The sequence below is a fragment of the Brachybacterium sp. UMB0905 genome, assembly GCF_002871795.1.
Taxonomy (GTDB): Bacteria; Actinomycetota; Actinomycetes; order Actinomycetales; family Dermabacteraceae; genus Brachybacterium.
This window is the reverse complement of record NZ_PNHL01000004.1, coordinates 122026-137740: the sequence shown is the minus strand read 5'-3', so window position 1 is coordinate 137740 and position 15715 is coordinate 122026. Positions and strand designations below refer to the sequence as shown.

The 15715-nt window shown below is 70.8% G+C and carries 18 protein-coding genes and 2 pseudogenes; 15 read left to right on the top strand and 5 right to left on the bottom strand.

Annotated features, from left to right (window positions below):
* Positions 1-253: 253 nt before the first annotated feature.
* Both CJ197_RS05110 and CJ197_RS05105 read left to right on the top strand, forming a co-directional pair.
* Complete coding sequence (locus tag CJ197_RS05110) at positions 254-646, top strand: metalloregulator ArsR/SmtB family transcription factor (RefSeq protein WP_102235666.1); 393 nt, start codon at positions 254-256, stop codon at positions 644-646.
* Positions 643-1575 (top strand): cation diffusion facilitator family transporter, encoded by a 933-nt coding sequence (locus tag CJ197_RS05105; RefSeq protein WP_102235665.1) that lies wholly within the window; start codon positions 643-645, stop codon positions 1573-1575. Before CJ197_RS05110 ends, CJ197_RS05105 begins: the two co-directional genes overlap by 4 nt.
* A gap of 210 nt (positions 1576-1785) precedes the next feature.
* Here the strand turns inward: CJ197_RS05105 and CJ197_RS15520 are convergent.
* From CJ197_RS15520 to CJ197_RS05090, 3 genes and pseudogenes are all read right to left on the bottom strand, one after another.
* A pseudogene (locus CJ197_RS15520) lies at positions 1786-2019 on the bottom strand (sugar MFS transporter); the annotation flags it as partial.
* Positions 2020-2676: 657 nt separating this feature from the next.
* A complete protein-coding gene (locus tag CJ197_RS05095; RefSeq protein WP_233190652.1) occupies positions 2677-3606 on the bottom strand; it encodes an IS3 family transposase in 930 nt (309 codons plus the stop codon).
* A gap of 17 nt (positions 3607-3623) precedes the next feature.
* Positions 3624-3941, bottom strand: coding sequence for a transposase (locus CJ197_RS05090; protein WP_102235663.1), 318 nt, complete (start codon positions 3939-3941; stop codon positions 3624-3626).
* Between the two features lie 630 nt (positions 3942-4571).
* Here CJ197_RS05090 and CJ197_RS05080 point away from each other — a divergent pair.
* From CJ197_RS05080 to CJ197_RS05065, 4 genes are all read left to right on the top strand, one after another.
* Positions 4572-4904: a VOC family protein gene (locus CJ197_RS05080; protein ID WP_102235662.1), complete on the top strand. Its 333-nt coding sequence runs from the start codon at positions 4572-4574 to the stop codon at positions 4902-4904.
* Positions 4905-5246, top strand: coding sequence for a TraR/DksA C4-type zinc finger protein (locus CJ197_RS05075; RefSeq protein ID WP_102235661.1), 342 nt, complete (start codon positions 4905-4907; stop codon positions 5244-5246).
* A gap of 16 nt (positions 5247-5262) precedes the next feature.
* Positions 5263-5844 carry a PfkB family carbohydrate kinase gene (locus CJ197_RS05070; RefSeq protein WP_233190651.1) on the top strand — a complete coding sequence of 194 codons (582 nt, stop codon included), beginning with the start codon at positions 5263-5265 and terminating at the stop codon, positions 5842-5844.
* A 136-nt stretch (positions 5845-5980) separates the two neighbouring features.
* Positions 5981-6643, top strand: a complete 663-nt coding sequence (locus CJ197_RS05065) for a carbonic anhydrase (RefSeq protein WP_102235660.1) — start codon at positions 5981-5983, stop codon at positions 6641-6643.
* A 104-nt stretch (positions 6644-6747) separates the two neighbouring features.
* Here the strand turns inward: CJ197_RS05065 and CJ197_RS05060 are convergent, their stop codons facing one another.
* Both CJ197_RS05060 and CJ197_RS05055 read right to left on the bottom strand, forming a co-directional pair.
* The gene (locus CJ197_RS05060; protein WP_199173876.1) at positions 6748-7068 is read right to left on the bottom strand and encodes a hypothetical protein; all 321 of its coding nucleotides are present in this window, start codon (positions 7066-7068) and stop codon (positions 6748-6750) included.
* Between the two features lie 169 nt (positions 7069-7237).
* A complete protein-coding gene (locus tag CJ197_RS05055) occupies positions 7238-7426 on the bottom strand; it encodes a hypothetical protein (RefSeq protein WP_102235659.1) in 189 nt (62 codons plus the stop codon).
* A gap of 40 nt (positions 7427-7466) precedes the next feature.
* On the opposite strand from CJ197_RS05055, the gene CJ197_RS15875 reads away from it, so the two are divergent.
* From CJ197_RS15875 to CJ197_RS15515, 9 genes and pseudogenes are all read left to right on the top strand, one after another.
* A complete protein-coding gene (locus CJ197_RS15875; protein ID WP_369801485.1) occupies positions 7467-8129 on the top strand; it encodes an LLM class flavin-dependent oxidoreductase in 663 nt (220 codons plus the stop codon).
* A pseudogene (locus tag CJ197_RS15870) lies at positions 8126-8821 on the top strand (relaxase/mobilization nuclease domain-containing protein); the annotation flags it as partial. The gene CJ197_RS15875 and the pseudogene CJ197_RS15870, both read left to right, overlap by 4 nt.
* A gap of 450 nt (positions 8822-9271) precedes the next feature.
* Positions 9272-9814: a hypothetical protein gene (locus tag CJ197_RS15865; RefSeq protein ID WP_348648024.1), complete on the top strand. Its 543-nt coding sequence runs from the start codon at positions 9272-9274 to the stop codon at positions 9812-9814.
* 88 nt (positions 9815-9902) lie between these two features.
* On the top strand, positions 9903-10271 hold the full coding sequence (locus CJ197_RS05035; RefSeq protein ID WP_094454062.1) for a helix-turn-helix transcriptional regulator: 369 nt from the start codon (positions 9903-9905) through the stop codon (positions 10269-10271).
* Positions 10268-12232 (top strand): cation-translocating P-type ATPase, encoded by a 1965-nt coding sequence (locus CJ197_RS05030; RefSeq protein ID WP_102235657.1) that lies wholly within the window; start codon positions 10268-10270, stop codon positions 12230-12232. The genes CJ197_RS05035 and CJ197_RS05030 overlap by 4 nt, the downstream gene beginning before the upstream one ends.
* 12 nt (positions 12233-12244) lie before the next feature.
* The gene (locus CJ197_RS05025; RefSeq protein ID WP_007321360.1) at positions 12245-12547 is read left to right on the top strand and encodes a hypothetical protein; all 303 of its coding nucleotides are present in this window, start codon (positions 12245-12247) and stop codon (positions 12545-12547) included.
* A 143-nt stretch (positions 12548-12690) separates the two neighbouring features.
* Positions 12691-13515: an LLM class flavin-dependent oxidoreductase gene (locus tag CJ197_RS05020; RefSeq protein WP_102235656.1), complete on the top strand. Its 825-nt coding sequence runs from the start codon at positions 12691-12693 to the stop codon at positions 13513-13515.
* Between the two features lie 202 nt (positions 13516-13717).
* Complete coding sequence (locus tag CJ197_RS05015) at positions 13718-14752, top strand: hypothetical protein (protein ID WP_102235655.1); 1035 nt, start codon at positions 13718-13720, stop codon at positions 14750-14752.
* Positions 14743-15657 carry an S-layer homology domain-containing protein gene (locus CJ197_RS15515; RefSeq protein WP_102235654.1) on the top strand — a complete coding sequence of 305 codons (915 nt, stop codon included), beginning with the start codon at positions 14743-14745 and terminating at the stop codon, positions 15655-15657. The genes CJ197_RS05015 and CJ197_RS15515 overlap by 10 nt, the downstream gene beginning before the upstream one ends.
* Positions 15658-15715: the final 58 nt, after the last annotated feature.

Below are 15715 nucleotides of genomic sequence, written 5' to 3'. Positions count from 1 at the left end.
TCCTGCCGCCCGTGCCCCTCGTGCTGTGTGCTCATGGCTTGCCCCTATACCCCTAGGGGGCATAAACCAGCGGCGAGGGCCCGTCGTCGCCCACCCCTCCCCACCGAACGCCGACCGTCCGCCTCCGAGCCGGGGAGTCACCGAAGAAATCCACGTACATCACGCACCTGAAGCACATGACGTCCACGGAAGTCGCCACGAGAACCCGCGCCCCTACCTCCCATTCATCGCCATTCATCGCTATCATTGCCATATGGCGATGCCGATGGAATCCTCTCCCCCTCTCTTCGACGTGGACGAGTCCCAGGCCGCGCTCTTCCACGCGCTGGCCGAGCCGACTCGGCTCACGCTGCTCCAGCACCTCTCCACCGGCGAGCACCGGGTACGGGATCTCGTCGACCACCTGCACCTGGCCCAGTCCACGGTCAGCAAGCACCTCGCCTGCCTGCGGGACTGCGGACTGATCCGCTCCCGCAGCGAGGGCCGCGCCTCCTGGTTCTCCCTGTCGGACCCGGAGCAGCTGCGCTCCCTGCTCGCCATGGCCGCGACGATGCTCTCCGGCGCGGGCGCGGCGCCGACGATCCACGAGCACCTGCACGACCCGCGCGTCGGCGGCGGCCCGGCCGACGAGGAGAGCCCGCGATGACCGCCTCGCACACCCACGGCCACAGCCATGCCTCCCCGACGACCGGCCGCACCCGCCTCGCGATCGCCTTCGGGCTGACGGCGCTGATCGTCCTCGCGCAGGCGGTCGGCAGCGTGGTCACGGGCTCCCTCGCCCTGCTCACCGACACCGCGCATGCGCTCGTGGACGCCTCCGGGCTGCTGGTCGCCCTGATCGCGGCGACGATGCTGCTGCGCCCCGCGAGCCCCACCCGCACCTGGGGCTTCGCCCGGATCGAGGTGCTCGCGGCGCTGGCCCAGGCGACGCTGCTGATCGTCGTCGGCACCTACACCGCGATCGAGGGGCTGCGCCGCCTCGCCGCCCCGCCCGAGATCGCCTCGACGGAGCTGCTCGTCTTCGGCGCGGTCGGGCTCGCGGTGAACCTGGTGGCGATCCTCGTGCTCGCCGGCGGCAGGGACACCAGCCTGAACATGAAGGCCGCCTTCCTCGAGGTCGCCAACGACGCGCTCGGCTCCCTCGGCGTGATCGTCGCGGCGCTGGTCATCCGCTTCACCGGCTTCCAGCAGGCCGACGCGCTCGCGGGCCTGTTCATCGCGGCGCTGATCGTGCCGCGCGCGGTGCGGATCCTGCGCGACACCCTGCGGATCCTCATGGAGTACGCCCCCGAGGGCGTGGACCTCGACGAGGTGCGCGAGCACCTGCTGGCTCTCGAGCACGTCCAGGACGTCCACGACCTGCACGCCTCCAACGTCGGCAGCAGCCTGCCGATCCTCTCCGCGCACGTGGTGGTGGGCGAGGAGTGCTTCGGCTCGTCACACGCGATGGAGATCCTCGAGGAGGTCCACGAGTGCGTGCGCACACACTTCCCCGTCGCCTTCGAGCACGCGACCATCCAGATGGAGAGCCCCGACGTGCACGCGCGTGAAAAGGCCCGAACGTTGCACGTCTGAGCGCGGCGCCGCCGAGGAACACGGCCTGTTCACCTCACAGAACAGACGCCGCGGACCCTCCCCCTGCTTCCGCCGTCCCCAGCTGCTCCTCCGCCGTCGGCCTGCGCGTCGCGGTGGCGGGACTGAGCACCGCCGCGAGGAGCGCGACCGCGAGGGGAAGCCGAGGGAGGCGCCGAGGCCCCAGAGCGCGACGGCGACGACGGCCACGACCTGACTGTCCACGTAGGCGATGAGCGCGAGGCCGGTCGCGGCGAACAGGGCGCTGACCAGGAGCACGCGGGAGCGGCCGACGCGCTCCACGATCGGCCCGCCGGAGAAGCGGCCGATCGTCCTCGAGGCCGCGAACAGCGCGAACACGAGCGAGCCCATCGTCGCGCCGACGCCGTGCCCGTCGACCATGATCAGCGGCAGCCAGTCGTTGGCGGTGCCCTCGGCGAGCGCCATGGCGAGCACGACCCCGCCGATGCACACGAGCCGCAGGTCCTTCCAGATCGCGGGCCGCGGCGTCGCCGCCCATGCCGCCGCCGAACAGCGCGAGGCCGAAGGCGGTGAGGAGCGGCTGTCCCATCGAGGCGCCGAGCGCGATCGTGGGCAGTGCGACGACCACCAACGTCGAACCCGCGAGGACCACGGGACGGGTGCCGAGCCGCATCACGAGCGGTCCGGAGGAGAGAATCCCCAGCATCGACCCGATCGAGAGGCCGAAGAGCACCAGCCCCATCTGCGCGGTCGAGGCGTCCAGCAGGTCCCGCACCGCCGGGGTGCGGGCGGCCCAGGCCGACATGCTCAGGCCAGGCAGCAGGAACAGGGCGTAGAGCGCGAAGCGGCGTCGGCGCAGGGAGATCGAGGGCAAGGAGGTCACGCGGACGAGCGTACGCAGGAGGTGGGCGCTGTGCACCTCCAGACAGTAGGAGACCTGGTGGTCTTCGCGAGGGCAACTAACGAGGTGAACTGCGTCTTGCGCATCGCGAAGTCAACGTAGATCAGGACCGATCCCTGGTCCGCGATCATCGGCTGAGCCCCATGAGAGCACCAGATCTGAAGGGCGCCTCCTCCCACTACCCGGGTGCAATAGGGTTTAGAGCGCCGCGGTGTCCCGCGTCAAGTAGTTGGCAGGATTTCCTTGGTTTTGAATGTCGGGGTGGTGGGGTCGGCCAGGCCCAGGTGCACCTCCTTGGGCCGGTTCCATGAGATGGCCTCGTGGGGCCGGAGCTCGTTGTACTCGATCCGGTAGTCCTCGGCCCGCTCGGCGAGCACGATCGCGTCGTCAATCTCGTCCAGGTAGAGCCGTTCGTACTTCAGCGTGCCGAAGCCGCGTTCACGGGACCCGTTCTGCCCCGGGGGCTTCACTCGGGTGCGCACGTGGTGTAGCTCGGGGTGGGCGGCGATGAAGGACTCGAAGCGGAAGGACCGGAACGGCCCGCCGTTGTCCGTCACGATGGTCACCACGGGCAACAGCTCACCGGTCTCGGGATCGACCGGGCAGGCCTCGACCAGCGGGTGACCGAACATGGCCTCGTAGTCGGCCAGGGCCAACTCGATCGCGTCGATCGCGTCGTGCTGGTTCCCGGTGGGCGAAACGTGGAAGGGGTGCTCGTACTTGGACCAGTAGTCCCGGCACCCGGCCAGCCGCCAGGTCCCTCCGGTGGTGGTCTCGAACTCGCTGAAGTCCAGCTGCCAGACTTGGTTCGGGCCTGAGGGCTCGGTGGCGAACGCGGCCTTGCGCCGCTCGGCCAGCTTCCGTCGCTCCCGTTGGTACTGCGCGGGCAGAATCAGCCCCTCGTCGCGCAGGATCCGCAGCACGGTCGCCTCGGAAACCACATGCCCGTCGTGGCGGACCATCGCCCAGATCTTCCGATGCCCCCACGCCGGATGGGCCAGCGCGTGCTTGACCACCAGTTCCCTGGCGGCCTGCCGTGCCGGTTGCGGCCACGGTCCCTTCACCGCCGTCCCGGTGCGGGCCTTGGCCTGCCAGCGGCGCCAGGTCCGCTCGGGCATGTCGAAGAGCTGGCAGAACCTCGCGGTCGACATGCCCGCTTCCACGCGGATCACCTCGAGGTCCTCGAAGGGCCCAGCCGGCCCTCCGCGGACTTCTTCCACACCCTGGCCTCCAGGTGTGCCTCGCCCAAGGCCTGGGTCAGCTCGGCGACCTCGGCCTCCAGCTGTTCCTCTCGGGAGGATGGTCCGGACTTGCCGGCCACCAGGGCGGTCTTGCCGGCTTCCAGGAACTCGGCCTTCCACAGTCCGATGGACTGCTCGCTGACTTTCTCCTTGCGTGCCGCTTCGGCGATGGACATCTCGCCGGCCAGCACGCTCAGCACTATCCGGGTCTTCTTCTCCGCCGGAATCGAGGGTGGTCTACCCATGTCTGACTCTCCTTCAGGACCTACATAACGGCCCTGCCACTAAGTCTGACGCGCGACAGAAGCGATCAACGGCCGCCTCAAGCACCTCCGTAGCACCGCCCTCGGCTTCCGCAATCTCGCCCACTACGTCATCCGCGCCCTACTCGACACCGGAGGATTCAGAACCGAACTACACCGTCAACTGTGAAGAGCCACTTAACGCCGTGCGCACACCGCTCGACTCGCGGTTCAGCCCCGGCGCCGACACCGTCCCGCAGGTCTGGGCCGGCCGCACGGCGCAGCTCAGCGATTGGCGCGACGTCCTGCGGCCTCGCCAACTCGCAGGCCTCCACGACCGGGGCCGCACCATCCTCGGTGAGGCGGGCCTCGGGAAGTCCTCGCTGATGCGGAAGATCGCTGCCGACGCATACCCCGGCGTCGCCGCGCAGCGACTGGACTCCCTCCGTGGGATCATCCGACGCGGCAAGCCCTACTCGTTCCGACATCGGGCTGTCGAGGCGTATCTGACGAGCGACTGGCCCGAGGTGTTTTGCCCCGTCCGCCCCTCTCGTGGACTGTCGGCCCCTGCGCCTAGGCTCTCCCCGAGCGCCCGGCACCGAGCCGACGCCGGCGCCGAGAAGGACGTCCGCCATGCCCGCTGCACTGCACCCCTACCTCGACTTCGACGGCAACACCCGGGAGGCGTTCGAGTTCTACGGCGAGGCCCTCGAGGTCACCGAGCTGATCCGCCTGCACGCCTCCGACGTCGTCGAGGGGATGGGCGGGTACACCCGCGGCACCAACGTCACCCTCTCCCTGATGGGGGATGACGAGGCGGTGCTGCGCAGCGCCTACGAGAAGCTGTCCGTGGGCGAAGAGATCACGATGCCGCTCGAGAAGCAGATGTGGGGCGATGTCTACGGCGCCTTCACCGACCGCTTCGGCATCGTGTGGCAGGTCAACATCTCCGGCAGCGAGGGCTGAGTGGTCTCCGACGACCTCCGCGCCCTGCTCGAGGCCGAACGCACCCGCACCCACGAGCGGATCGAGGCGCTCCGCCGCGACCACGCCGCGATCCTCGACGGGATGGCGCTGACCTCGACCGACGACGAGCACGACCCGGAGGGGCAGACCACCGCCGTGGACCGCTCCCGCACCGAGGCCCTGCTGGCCGGTGACGAGCAGCACCTCGTCGATCTCGACGCCGCCGAGCAGCGGCTCGAGGACGGCAGCTACGGCATCTGCGAGGTGTGCGGGCGGCCGATCCCGCGCGCCCGCCTCGAGGTCCGGCCGACGGCGAGGACCTGCGTGGATCACGCCTCCTGACCGAAGGCTTCCCGTCATGACCGCTGCGACCGCCTCCTCGCCCGACGGCACGATCGTCGTCGTCGGCTCCGTGAACGTCGACCTCCTCGCGCAGGTGCAGCGCCACCCCCGGCCCGGGGAGACGCTGCACGGCACGGGCGGGCAGATGCTCCCCGGCGGCAAGGGAGCGAACCAGGCGGTCGCCGCCGCGCGCCTCGGCGCCCGGGTCGCGATGGTGGGTGCCGTCGGCTCCGACGTCCAGGCCGAGGTGGCGCTGTCCGCGCTGCGCGAGGCCGGCGTCGACCTCGGCCATGTCGCGGAGATCGAGGGGCCGACGGGACTGGCGATCGTGACGGTCGCGGAGGACGGCGAGAACTCGATCGTCGTCATCGCGGGCGCGAACGACGCCATGGACGCCGCCCGAGTGCGGGCCGCGGGCGAGGTCATCTCCGCAGCGCGCATCGTCGTATGCCAGGGGGAGATCCCGCGGGACGGTATCGAGGTGCTGCCCGCCCTGGTCAGGGGCCGGTTCCTCCACAACCCCGCACCGGTGATGGAGCTGGATCCGGCAGTGCTGCGCGCCTCGGACCCGCTGGTCGTGAACCAGCACGAGGCCTGAGGCGACGCCCTCACGGCGGACGCCACGGAGCCGGAGCGGACGCGGGAGTATCCTGCGGCGGGGCGTGAGCCCGCGAGGTCGCGCCCCTGCGCCGAGCGGACCCGCCCGGCGGACCCCACCACGAAGGACCGCCCCCATGACTACTCCCCGCGTCACCGTCCAGCAGGCCTGGGACGCCCTCGCCGAGGGGAACGAGAGGTTCATGGCCGGGGAGCTGCGCCACCCGCAGCAGAACGCGGCCCGTCGCTCCGAGCTGATCGGGGCGCAGGCGCCGAACGCGGCGTTCCTGGGCTGCTCCGACTCACGCGTCGCGGCGGAGATCCTCTTCGACTGCGGCCTGGGCGATCTCTTCGTGGTGCGCAACATTGGCCAGATCGCGAACGAGAACACGGTCGCGACCATGGAGTTCGCGGTCGCGGAGCTCGGCGTCGCCGTCATCGTGGTGCTCGCCCACGGCTCCTGCGGCGCAGTGAAGGCCGCGATCGACCAGACCACCGCGAACCCCAGCGAGGTCACCCCCGCGATCCGCAAGGAGCTCGAGGAGATCCGCCCGGCCGTACAGCAGGAGTGGTTCGCGACCCAGCAGGTCAGCCCCTACGTCGAGCCGACGCTGATCGACGTGGACGCCGTGGGCCGTCGCCACCTCAACGAGACGGTCAACGCCCTCATGCGCCAGTCCACCGTCATCTCCGACGCGGTCGCCGAGGGCAGGCTCGGGATCGTCGGCTGCCAGTACCAGCTCGAGGAGGGCCGGGTCTCCCCGATCTCCTGGGTCGGTCAGCTCGACGTCGCGCGCTGAGCAGAGCGTTCAGCCGCCGAGCAGCCCCTCGAGGCGCTGCGCCGCCCGGGCGAGCGCCTCGGACTGTCCCGTGACCTGCTCGGTGTCCATGCCCTGGAAGCTCATCAGGCGGCCCTCCCCGCGGCGTGGGCGGTGACGTGATCTATCGCGCCGATCACCTTCGCGCACAGCGCGTCCGCGAGGGAGCCCGGCGCGGCTTCGCGCACCTCGGCGCCGTCCTCACCGGGGACCAGCAGGGCGAGCTGCTCGCCGTGCTGCCCGAGCGCGTACCAGGAGCCACCGCCGACGGTGGTCTCCTCCGGGGCCGGGGAGGAGACGACGACCATCTGCACCTGCGCGATCGACGGTGCGTCGGCGAGGTGCTCGGGGGCGGGGGCGGGCTCCGCGTCGGTGAAGGCGGGGCGCTGCGGCACGAGGGCCCGCACGAGCGCACCGAGGTGCTCGATGGCCGCCAGGCCCAGTAGGGCGTGTTGCTAAACCCATTGGAGTGTTGCGGCGAGGCAGACGGCGGAGTGATTGTTCCGGGCGGTCTTGTCGGAGCGCATCGCGATGCCGCGCCATTGCTTGATTTTGTTGAAACGGCCGATCGCGTGATCAGGAGGCTCGGCCCTGAACTCCTTGTCGTTCGACCTGGCCCTTTGTGTCCCGCTTGAGGGTCGCGCCGTGCTGATGCACGCGCACGATCGTCGAGTCGATCGAGGCCATCCAGTCGAGCTCGCCGCGCTGATGCGTCAGCGACTGGACCTTCGCGAGCACCCGCGCCCACACGCCCTGCTCCGACACTATTCATCAACTTTTCAACCACCCGGGCTAGGCTTGTCTCATGCGAGCCTTCGGATTCCTCAGCTTCGGTCACTACGGCGGCCGCCCCGAGCAGGGCGGCCTGACCGCCCGCCAGATGCTCCACGACGCGATGGACATCGCCGTGGGCGCCGAGGAACTGGGCGTCAACGGCGCCTACTTCCGCGTCCACCACTTCGCGCAGCAGTCCGCCGCACCCATGCCGCTGCTCTCCGCGATCGCCGCCCGCACCGAGCGGATCGAAGTGGGCACGGGCGTGATCGACATGCGCTACAAGTACCCTGCTGGCCCTGACCGTACGGCTCCCAACACCAATGATGGTCATGGAGTCGATGAGCCCCAGGCGAATCGCGACGTGAGCATCGACGTGCGGTTCACGAAGGCGGAGCGCGAAGCGGTTCGGCGACGTGCTCGCAGGCTCGGTGTGAAGCCGAGCAAATGGGTACGCACGGTCATTCTCGACGCCCTGGACTCCCGCCGGGACGGTCTCGGGCATCTAGAGGTCGCGGCGGCCTCCACGCCGTCGCCGGAGCTGGGTCAGGCGGTCGAGCAGGTGCGCCGAATCGGGATCAACCTGAACCAGGCGGTGCGTCGCGGTGGTGCCCTCGACGACGATCTGCTGCGCGAGGTCATGGAATCGATGGATGCCGTGCGGGCACAGCTCGGGGATCGGACGGCGCTATGAGTACGGTCAACGTGAAGCCGTCGCGGTCCGCCAGCGACTCGGTCGGGTACGCGCTGTACGGCAACGACAAGGACAAGCGCACAGAGCACGTCCAGACCGGCACCGATCGTGCCGCAGCGATGTCGTGCTCGGTGGAGTCGCCGTGGGCCTTCGTCGCCCGCGCAGAGGCTCTGGCGAGGGCCCACGGGCGGAAGAACGAGCTGTACTCGTACACGCAGAATTTCTCGCCGGACGAGTTCGGCAAGAACGACCGGGGGCACGTGCAGCGGGTCAATGAGCTGGGCGTGAAGCTCGCGGAGCGGATGCACTCGGCCGATCACCTCGTGGTCACCCACGCCGACTCGGCCGGCGGGCACCTGCACAACCACATCTACGTCATCAACCACGACAACCTCACCGGGAAGTCGCTGCAGCGGAACACGTCGTGGAAGAACGGCCTGCGCCAGGCCAACGACGAACTGATGCAAGACGAGGGGTGCCAGGTCCTCCCGTCGCCGGAGCAAGCAAAGCCGGACTGGTCGCAGCGCCAGGAGGACTTCGCGTCAGTCGGATTCGAGCGCATCCTCGGGGACAAGGTCGCCGCCTCGCTGCGGGACAAGCGGTCAGTGGACAGGGCGGGATTCACCGAGGTACTCGACGAGCATGGCGTCGCCCTCGCAGAGACCCAGCGTGACGGCTGGACGTACAAGATGCGCCGGGCCGACAACGGCAAGCTCGGCCGGAAGAAAGCATCCGGGCTGACGCCCGAGTTCACCGCCGAGGGCGCACAGCAAATCTTCGAGTTCCACGAGAACAACCGACCGAAGGAGCAGAGCAATGAGCATTCTCGACGAAATAACGAGCAGCAGGAGACCGAGCCGAGCTCGACGGCGTCGAATCTGTCGGAGCCTACGAACGCCGACGTCATCGCAGCGGTCAACAGGCAGACGAAGGCCGTGAACGGACTGAAGTCGTATCTGCGGATCGCGATCGAGGAAACCGTCAAGGAGGAGCTGAAGGGCCTGCCGTCGACCTTGCAGCCGTCCGTCAACAAGTCGCCGCAGATCGAGAGCGTCGAGAGCAGACTGAGCGAGATCGAGAGCACGCTCAGAGAGTTCGCGCAGAGTCTCGACGGGAAGCAGCTGCAGAGCGCCTCGCAGAGCTTGATCGCCGAAGCGCAAATGAATCGAGCAGCTACGGCCTCGGCGGCTGAGAAGCTCCAGTCCCTGGCCGAGGACAACCAGAAGCTCGTGAGCCAGGTCGGCGGTGCCGTGCAGCGGATCGAGAAGCGCACCGAGGAGCGGGTCGAGAAGGCGGTCGAGCAGGTCGCCGGGGAGGCCTCGGCCACGATGACGGCGAACATCGACGCGTCGAACGAGCGCGCCGAGCGGATCATCGCCGCCACGGCGACGCTGGGGGCCCGTCAGCTCTGGTCGGTCGCCGCGGCGATGCGCCTCGCCCTCCTGCCGGTGGTCGTGGTCGTCGCCGGGCTCTGGATGGGCATCGCCGGGCTCATCACGGGCGCTCAGTGGGCGGTGGACGTGGACGGGAGCGTGTGGCTCGGGATCGGGCGCTGGCTCGCGGTCGGCGCTGGCCTCGCCGGGGCCGGTTACGCCCTCTTCGCGTCCGTGCGTTGGGTCGCCGGCTTGGTGGAGACGTGGAAGGGCCGCGGGATGCCGACGTGGCCGAGCTGGCGCAAGAGGTGACCGCGATTCCCGAGGGCAAGCGCGCGGAGCGCGTGCGGCAGCCCCTGCATCTGGACGATTGGTCAGCGTGCACTGTATAGTTCAGTGCATGCTGACTATTGCTTCGCGCCTCGACGTCATGAACCGGCTTGGCCGGGCCATGGCCGACCCGACGCGCTCCAAGATCCTGATGTCCCTGCTCGACGGCCCGAGCCACCCTGCCGTGCTGTCGCGCGAGCTGGGGCTGACGCGCTCGAACGTGTCCAACCACCTGACGTGCCTGCGCGACTGCGGGATCGTGGTCGCCGAGCCCGAGGGCCGCCAGACCCGCTACGAGATCGCCGACCCGCACCTGGCCGGGGCGCTGACGGCGCTGGTGGACGTCACGCTCGCGGTGGACGAGAGCGCGCCGTGCATCGACCCGCACTGTTCGGTGCCCGGCTGCTGCGCCGCGACCGGTTCAGGGGACGCCTCGTGAGCGCCGCCTGCGGCTGCGACGAGCCGACCACCAGTGCCGCCGAAGAGGCCGAGGAGGCCGAGCGCCCGTGGTGGCGCGATCCGGGTCTGGTGGTGCCGATCCTCTCCGGCGTCGCGTTCGGCACCGGCCTGGTGCTGGAGTGGTCGGAACTGCACGTCGCGGCGCTGGTCGCGTTCTGGGCGGGCCTGCTGCTGGGCGCGTACACGTTCGTGCCCGGCGCTCTGCGGAACCTGTTCGTCAAGCGGAAGCTGGGGATCGCGCTGCTGATGACGATCAGCGCCGTCGGCGCGGTCATCCTCGGCTACGTCGAAGAGGCCGCCGCACTGGCGTTCCTCTACTCGATCGCCGAGGCCCTGGAGGACAAGGCGATGGACCGCGCCCGCGGGGGCCTGCGCGCGCTGCTGAAGCTTGTGCCGGAGACCGCGACCGTGCTGCGCGACGATGCCTCGGTCGAAGTCCCGGCCAAGGAGATCGCCGTCGGCGACGTGCTGCTGGTCCGCCCCGGCGAGCGGGTCGCGACCGACGGGACTGTCCGGTCCGGTCGCTCCAGCTTGGACACCTCGGCGATCACCGGCGAGTCGATCCCGGTCGAGGTCGCCCCCGATGATGCAGTGTCGGCGGGCGCGATCAACACCGCCGGGGTCCTGGAGGTCGAGGCGACCGCGGCGGGCACCGACAACTCGCTGACCACCATCGTGGAGCTGGTCGAGCAGGCCCAGACCGAGAAGGGCGACCGGGCCCGCATCGCCGACCGGATCGCCCGTCCGCTGGTGCCCGGCGTGATGGTCCTCGCCGTCCTGGTCGGCGTGCTCGGCTCGCTGCTCGGCGACCCGGAGACCTGGATCACCCGCGCCCTGGTCGTGCTCGTCGCGGCCAGCCCGTGCGCGCTGGCGATCGCGGTGCCCGTCACGGTGGTGTCCGCGATCGGGGCTGCGACGAAGTTCGGCGTCGTCATCAAGAGCGGTGCCGCCTTCGAGCGCCTCGGCGGCATCCGCCACCTCGCCGTGGACAAGACCGGCACCCTGACCCGCAACCGGCCCGAGGTAACCGCCGTCGTCGCCGCCGACTGCTTCGACGACGCGCAGGTGCTCGCCTGGGCCGCGGCGGTGGAGCAGCACTCGACGCACCCTCTCGCCGCCGCCATCGCCACCGCGGGCCAGGGAGCCCCCGCCGCGCAAGAGGTGACGGAGGAGGCCGGCCACGGCATCGGCGGCACCGTCGACGGCCTCCGGGTGAGCGTGGGCAGCCCCCGCTGGATCGACGCCGGACCGCTCAAGGCCCGGGTCGAGGACCTGGAGGCCGAGGGCCAGACCTGCGTGCTCGTCACCGTCAACGGCCGCCTGGCCGGGGCGATCGGGGTCCGCGACGAGCTGCGCCCCGAGGTCCCCGACGTCGTGCGCACGCTGAAGAGCCAGGGCGTCGAGGTGAGCATGCTCACCGGAGACAACGCCCGCACCGCCCACGCCCTGGCGCAGATCGCCGGGATCGGCGACGTGCACGCCGAGCTGCGGCCGGAGGGCAAGGCCCGCATCGTGGCCCAGCTCTCCGAGCAGTCACCCACCGCGATGATCGGCGACGGCATCAACGACGCCCCCGCCCTGGCCGGTGCGACCGTGGGCATCGCGATGGGCGCGACCGGCTCCGACGCCGCGATAGAGTCCGCCGACGTCGCCTTCACCGGACACGACCTCGGCCTGATCCCGCAGGCGCTGCGGCACGCCCGCCGCGGCCGGGCGATCATGAACCAGAACATCGTGTTGTCCCTGGCGATCATCACCGTGCTGCTGCCGCTGGCCATCACCGGCGTGCTCGGCCTGGCCGCAGTCGTGCTCGTCCACGAGGTCGCCGAGGTCGTCGTCATCGCCAACGGGCTGCGCGCCGCGCGTGCCCGCAAGAGCCAAGCGGCGGCCGCGTCGCCTGAGACGGCGTCACCGGCCGCGGTCCGCGCGGACAGAGCCTGAGAGGAGTGGATCATGGAGATCACGTTGCAGTACTTCGACGGGTGCCCGAACTGGGAGGTGCTCGACCGGCGGCTCACCGAGGCCCTCGACGGCCGATCGGACGTCCGCGTCGTGCATCAGCGAGTCGAGACTGCCGAGGACGCCGCCCGCCTCGGGTTCCACGGGTCCCCGACCGTCCTCATTGACGGTTCCGACCCCTTCGCCGACGAGCACACGCCGGTGGGGCTCGCCTGTCGAGTGTTCCGCACTCCTGCCGGGCTGGCTGGTTCGCCCACCGTCGATCAGCTGCGCGAAGTACTTGATGCGCCTCTATGAGGGTGGAGCACCGCCGGGTTGCGCGATCATCGCACCGACGCTCAGCGCAGGAAGAGCCGCCTTCATCGAAAACCAGCCAGGATTGCCGTCAGCGTTGTGCTGTAAAGCGCGCCGACGCTGACAACGGGTGCTACAACCCGGGCATGCGCTACGAGAACCCTCTTCACCTGGCCGAAGAGGCCGCGGCGCTGGACCTCATCGCGGACGGCCGCGTGGCCCTCGGCGTCTCACGGGGCAGTCCTGAACCGGCCGACCGCGGCTGGGAGGCCTTCGGCTACACCGGCTCGACCGACCCTCGAGGCGCGGACATCGCGCGCGAGAAGTTCGACGTGTTCCTCCAGGCCATCCGCGGCGCGGGCATGGCCCGCGCCGCCGAGCGGCCCTACGGCGCACCCGTCACCCCCGGGCAGGGCCTGCGCATCGAACCGCACAGCGAGGACCTGGCCCATCGGATCTGGTGGGGTGCGGGCTCTCGCGACACCGCGGAGTGGACGGGCCGACAGGGCCTGAACCTCATGAGCTCGACCCTGCTCACCGAGGCGACCGGCGCGAGCCTGGGGGACCTGCAGGCCGAGCAGATCGAGCGCTACCGCGCCGCGTTCCGCGCGGCCGGGCACACCCATGCCCCGCGCGTCTCCATCTCCCGCAGCGTCTTCCCGATCGTCACCGACCGGGATCGGCATCTGTTCGGCCTACGCCCCGGTGAGGAACGGGACCAGATCGGGGTGATCGACGGGCACCGCTCGACCTTTGGCCGCACCTACACCGCAGAGCCCGACAAGCTCATCACCCAGCTACAGGCCGACGCCGCCGTGATGAGCGCGGACACCCTCATGCTCACCATCCCCTCGCAGGCCGGCGTGGAGCTGAACCTCCACATCCTTGAGGCGTTCGCCGAGCACGTCGCCCCCGCCTTGGGCTGGCAATCCAACCGGGAAGGCCCCGTCCAGGGCGACCCCGTCACCTGAGCCGCCACTAGCGCTGCCGGACCACCGCGCTGCCGACCCGCCGGGGCCGAGCTGCCGAGCCTGTGCACTGCCGACCCGCCGGGGTCGTCACAGATCACGGACACCGAATCACCGCGGCCCTGGCCGCCCCGTCGGCCCCTCCCCTATCCTGAACGGCGGGGCGCCGGCGGGAGCGCCTATGCGCGCCACAGGGGAGGTTCCGATGCCATCGCCGCAGTTCGCCGCCCCGGCCGGGGCGCCCGCGGCACCCATGGCACCCATGGCACCGCAGGCGCCGCCGGCACCCGCTGCCCCGCTGGCACCGGCCGCGCCCCGCGTTCCCCTTGCGCCCCAGGATCCCCATCGGCCCGGGACCGAGGCTTCCCGCGCCCTGCTGGGTCCTGCCCCCTCCGCGCGCCCGCTCGTGCTGTGGGGCTCGAGCTCCATGAGCTCCGAGGGCGGCGCCGAAGACACCCCCGTCGCGATCCGCATCCATGAGCACCTCGCCCTCGCGGCGGCGCCCGCGCCCGTGCATGCCTTCGGTGTGAGCGCCACCCGGTCGGAGCACACCCTGCTCATGCGGGGTCTCACCACGCCGCAGATCCGCGTGCTCAGCACCGCCGATGCGCGCCGCGGCGCGGTCGAGGTGCAGCTCGACCCCGCCCTTGCCCCCGCCGGTCTGCTGCGGATCCCCGGGCAGGTGGGCGAGGTGTCCGGCGTGCTCGATGGCAGCTCCGGCTCCTGGTCCTTCATCCCCGAGGACCCTGCCCAGCAGGTCACGGATGGCATCTTCCGTTCCGCTCTGGCCGCGACGGCCGAGGGGGCGCGGCAGGTGCTGTGGATGGGCAAGAACAACATCGTGCAGGTGGATGCGGTGCTCGAGCACACCCAGCGCATGTGGGATGCGACCGCCGATCCGGCACAGGACACGCTGGTGCTGGGCCAGTGGCCCACCCCGTTCGACCCGCGCGGCTCCGAGACGGCGGAGGCCCTCGAGGCGGTCAACGCGGAGCAGGCCGAGCGCTACGGGGAGCATTTCGTGGACATCGCAGGGCTGCTGACCAGCGAGGCCGGGCTCACCTGCCCGCCGCTGCGACACCTGCCACTGCTGGAGCAGGGCAGCACCCAGGACGATCTGGCCCAGAACGTGGTTCCGCAGGGGCTGCGAGCCACCGATGACATCCACCTCAACGGCTGGGGGAACCTCGCGGTGAGCTGGGCGATCGTGCAGCGGATGCGGGAGCTGCGATGGCTGTGAAGCGCCCCGTCCCGCCCCGTCTGCGCACCGGCCGTCCCGGCGCGCGGCCCATTGCGGAGCCGTCGGCCGCCACGGAGCCGACAGCCGTTGCGGCGTCTGCCGCTGCGCCCGCTTCGTCGAGTCCGACTCGGTCGAGTGCCGTCCCGTCGGCCCCGACACCGGTTGCACCGACCCCGTCGGCCCCGACCCCCACGGAACCGACCCCGTCGGCACCAGCCCGTTCCCGGGCGCCGCGCCGCGCGGTCCTCGCCGGGGCCGGTCTTGCCGCCCTCGCCCTGCCCGCGGCCGGTGCCGTGCTACTTCCTCGCCGCACTCATGAGCCCCCTACCGTCTCTGATGCTGCCGACGCGGCCCCTACCCCCAGCGGCCCCTTCGCGGATGTGCCGGCAGATCATCCCCAGGCCGCAGCGATCAGCTGGGCGCATGAGACCGGTGTGCTACCGGCACCCTCCGACACCGCCTTCGCACCCGATGACGTGGTGCAGCGCGGAGACCTCGCACGGGCGCTGCACCGCTTCGCCGGCGCCCCCGCCGTCCCCGAAACGCTGCCCGCGGTGCCGCTGACCGACCTCGGCGAGGACACGGAGCTGCAGACCGCGGCGCTGTGGCTGCACGGCCGGGGTGCCCTGTGGGGCGATGCGAGCCTGGGCGTGCACCCCACCGAACCCGCCACGCGGGATCTGACCACCCGCATGCTCACCGCTCTGCTGCGGCCGGCCCTGCGCGGCGTGGGCGCCACCTGGGAGGCCGCCGACGACCTCGCCTGGCTGCAGGCCGCCGGGATGCTCAGCGCCTGGCCGATCGGCGGATCCGGCAGCGCCGACGCCGATGAGCCGATCACTCGCGCCGAACTCGCGAGCGCCCTGCACCAGAGCGATCAGGTCATCGCCCAGGCCCTCGGCTGAGCGGCTGCGGGCTGCCTGCCAAAAACCCGTGCCGTCCGTCGGCGGTGCTCGATAGGCT

Bases quoted from the DNA above. Each gene is read 5' to 3' on its own strand.
- CJ197_RS05110 (WP_102235666.1), top strand. From the start codon at position 254: ATGGCGATGCCGATGGAATCCTCTCCCCCTCTCTTCGACGTGGACGAG.
- CJ197_RS05105 (WP_102235665.1), top strand. From the start codon at position 643: ATGACCGCCTCGCACACCCACGGCCACAGCCATGCCTCCCCGACGACC.
- CJ197_RS05095 (WP_233190652.1), bottom strand. From the start codon at position 3,606: ATGTCGACCGCGAGGTTCTGCCAGCTCTTCGACATGCCCGAGCGGACC.
- CJ197_RS05090 (WP_102235663.1), bottom strand. From the start codon at position 3,941: ATGGGTAGACCACCCTCGATTCCGGCGGAGAAGAAGACCCGGATAGTG.
- CJ197_RS05080 (WP_102235662.1), top strand. From the start codon at position 4,572: ATGCCCGCTGCACTGCACCCCTACCTCGACTTCGACGGCAACACCCGG.
- CJ197_RS05070 (WP_233190651.1), top strand. From the start codon at position 5,263: ATGACCGCTGCGACCGCCTCCTCGCCCGACGGCACGATCGTCGTCGTC.
- CJ197_RS05065 (WP_102235660.1), top strand. From the start codon at position 5,981: ATGACTACTCCCCGCGTCACCGTCCAGCAGGCCTGGGACGCCCTCGCC.
- CJ197_RS15875 (WP_369801485.1), top strand. From the start codon at position 7,467: ATGCGAGCCTTCGGATTCCTCAGCTTCGGTCACTACGGCGGCCGCCCC.
- CJ197_RS05035 (WP_094454062.1), top strand. From the start codon at position 9,903: ATGCTGACTATTGCTTCGCGCCTCGACGTCATGAACCGGCTTGGCCGG.
- CJ197_RS05025 (WP_007321360.1), top strand. From the start codon at position 12,245: ATGGAGATCACGTTGCAGTACTTCGACGGGTGCCCGAACTGGGAGGTG.
- CJ197_RS05020 (WP_102235656.1), top strand. From the start codon at position 12,691: ATGCGCTACGAGAACCCTCTTCACCTGGCCGAAGAGGCCGCGGCGCTG.
- CJ197_RS05015 (WP_102235655.1), top strand. From the start codon at position 13,718: ATGCCATCGCCGCAGTTCGCCGCCCCGGCCGGGGCGCCCGCGGCACCC.
- CJ197_RS15515 (WP_102235654.1), top strand. From the start codon at position 14,743: ATGGCTGTGAAGCGCCCCGTCCCGCCCCGTCTGCGCACCGGCCGTCCC.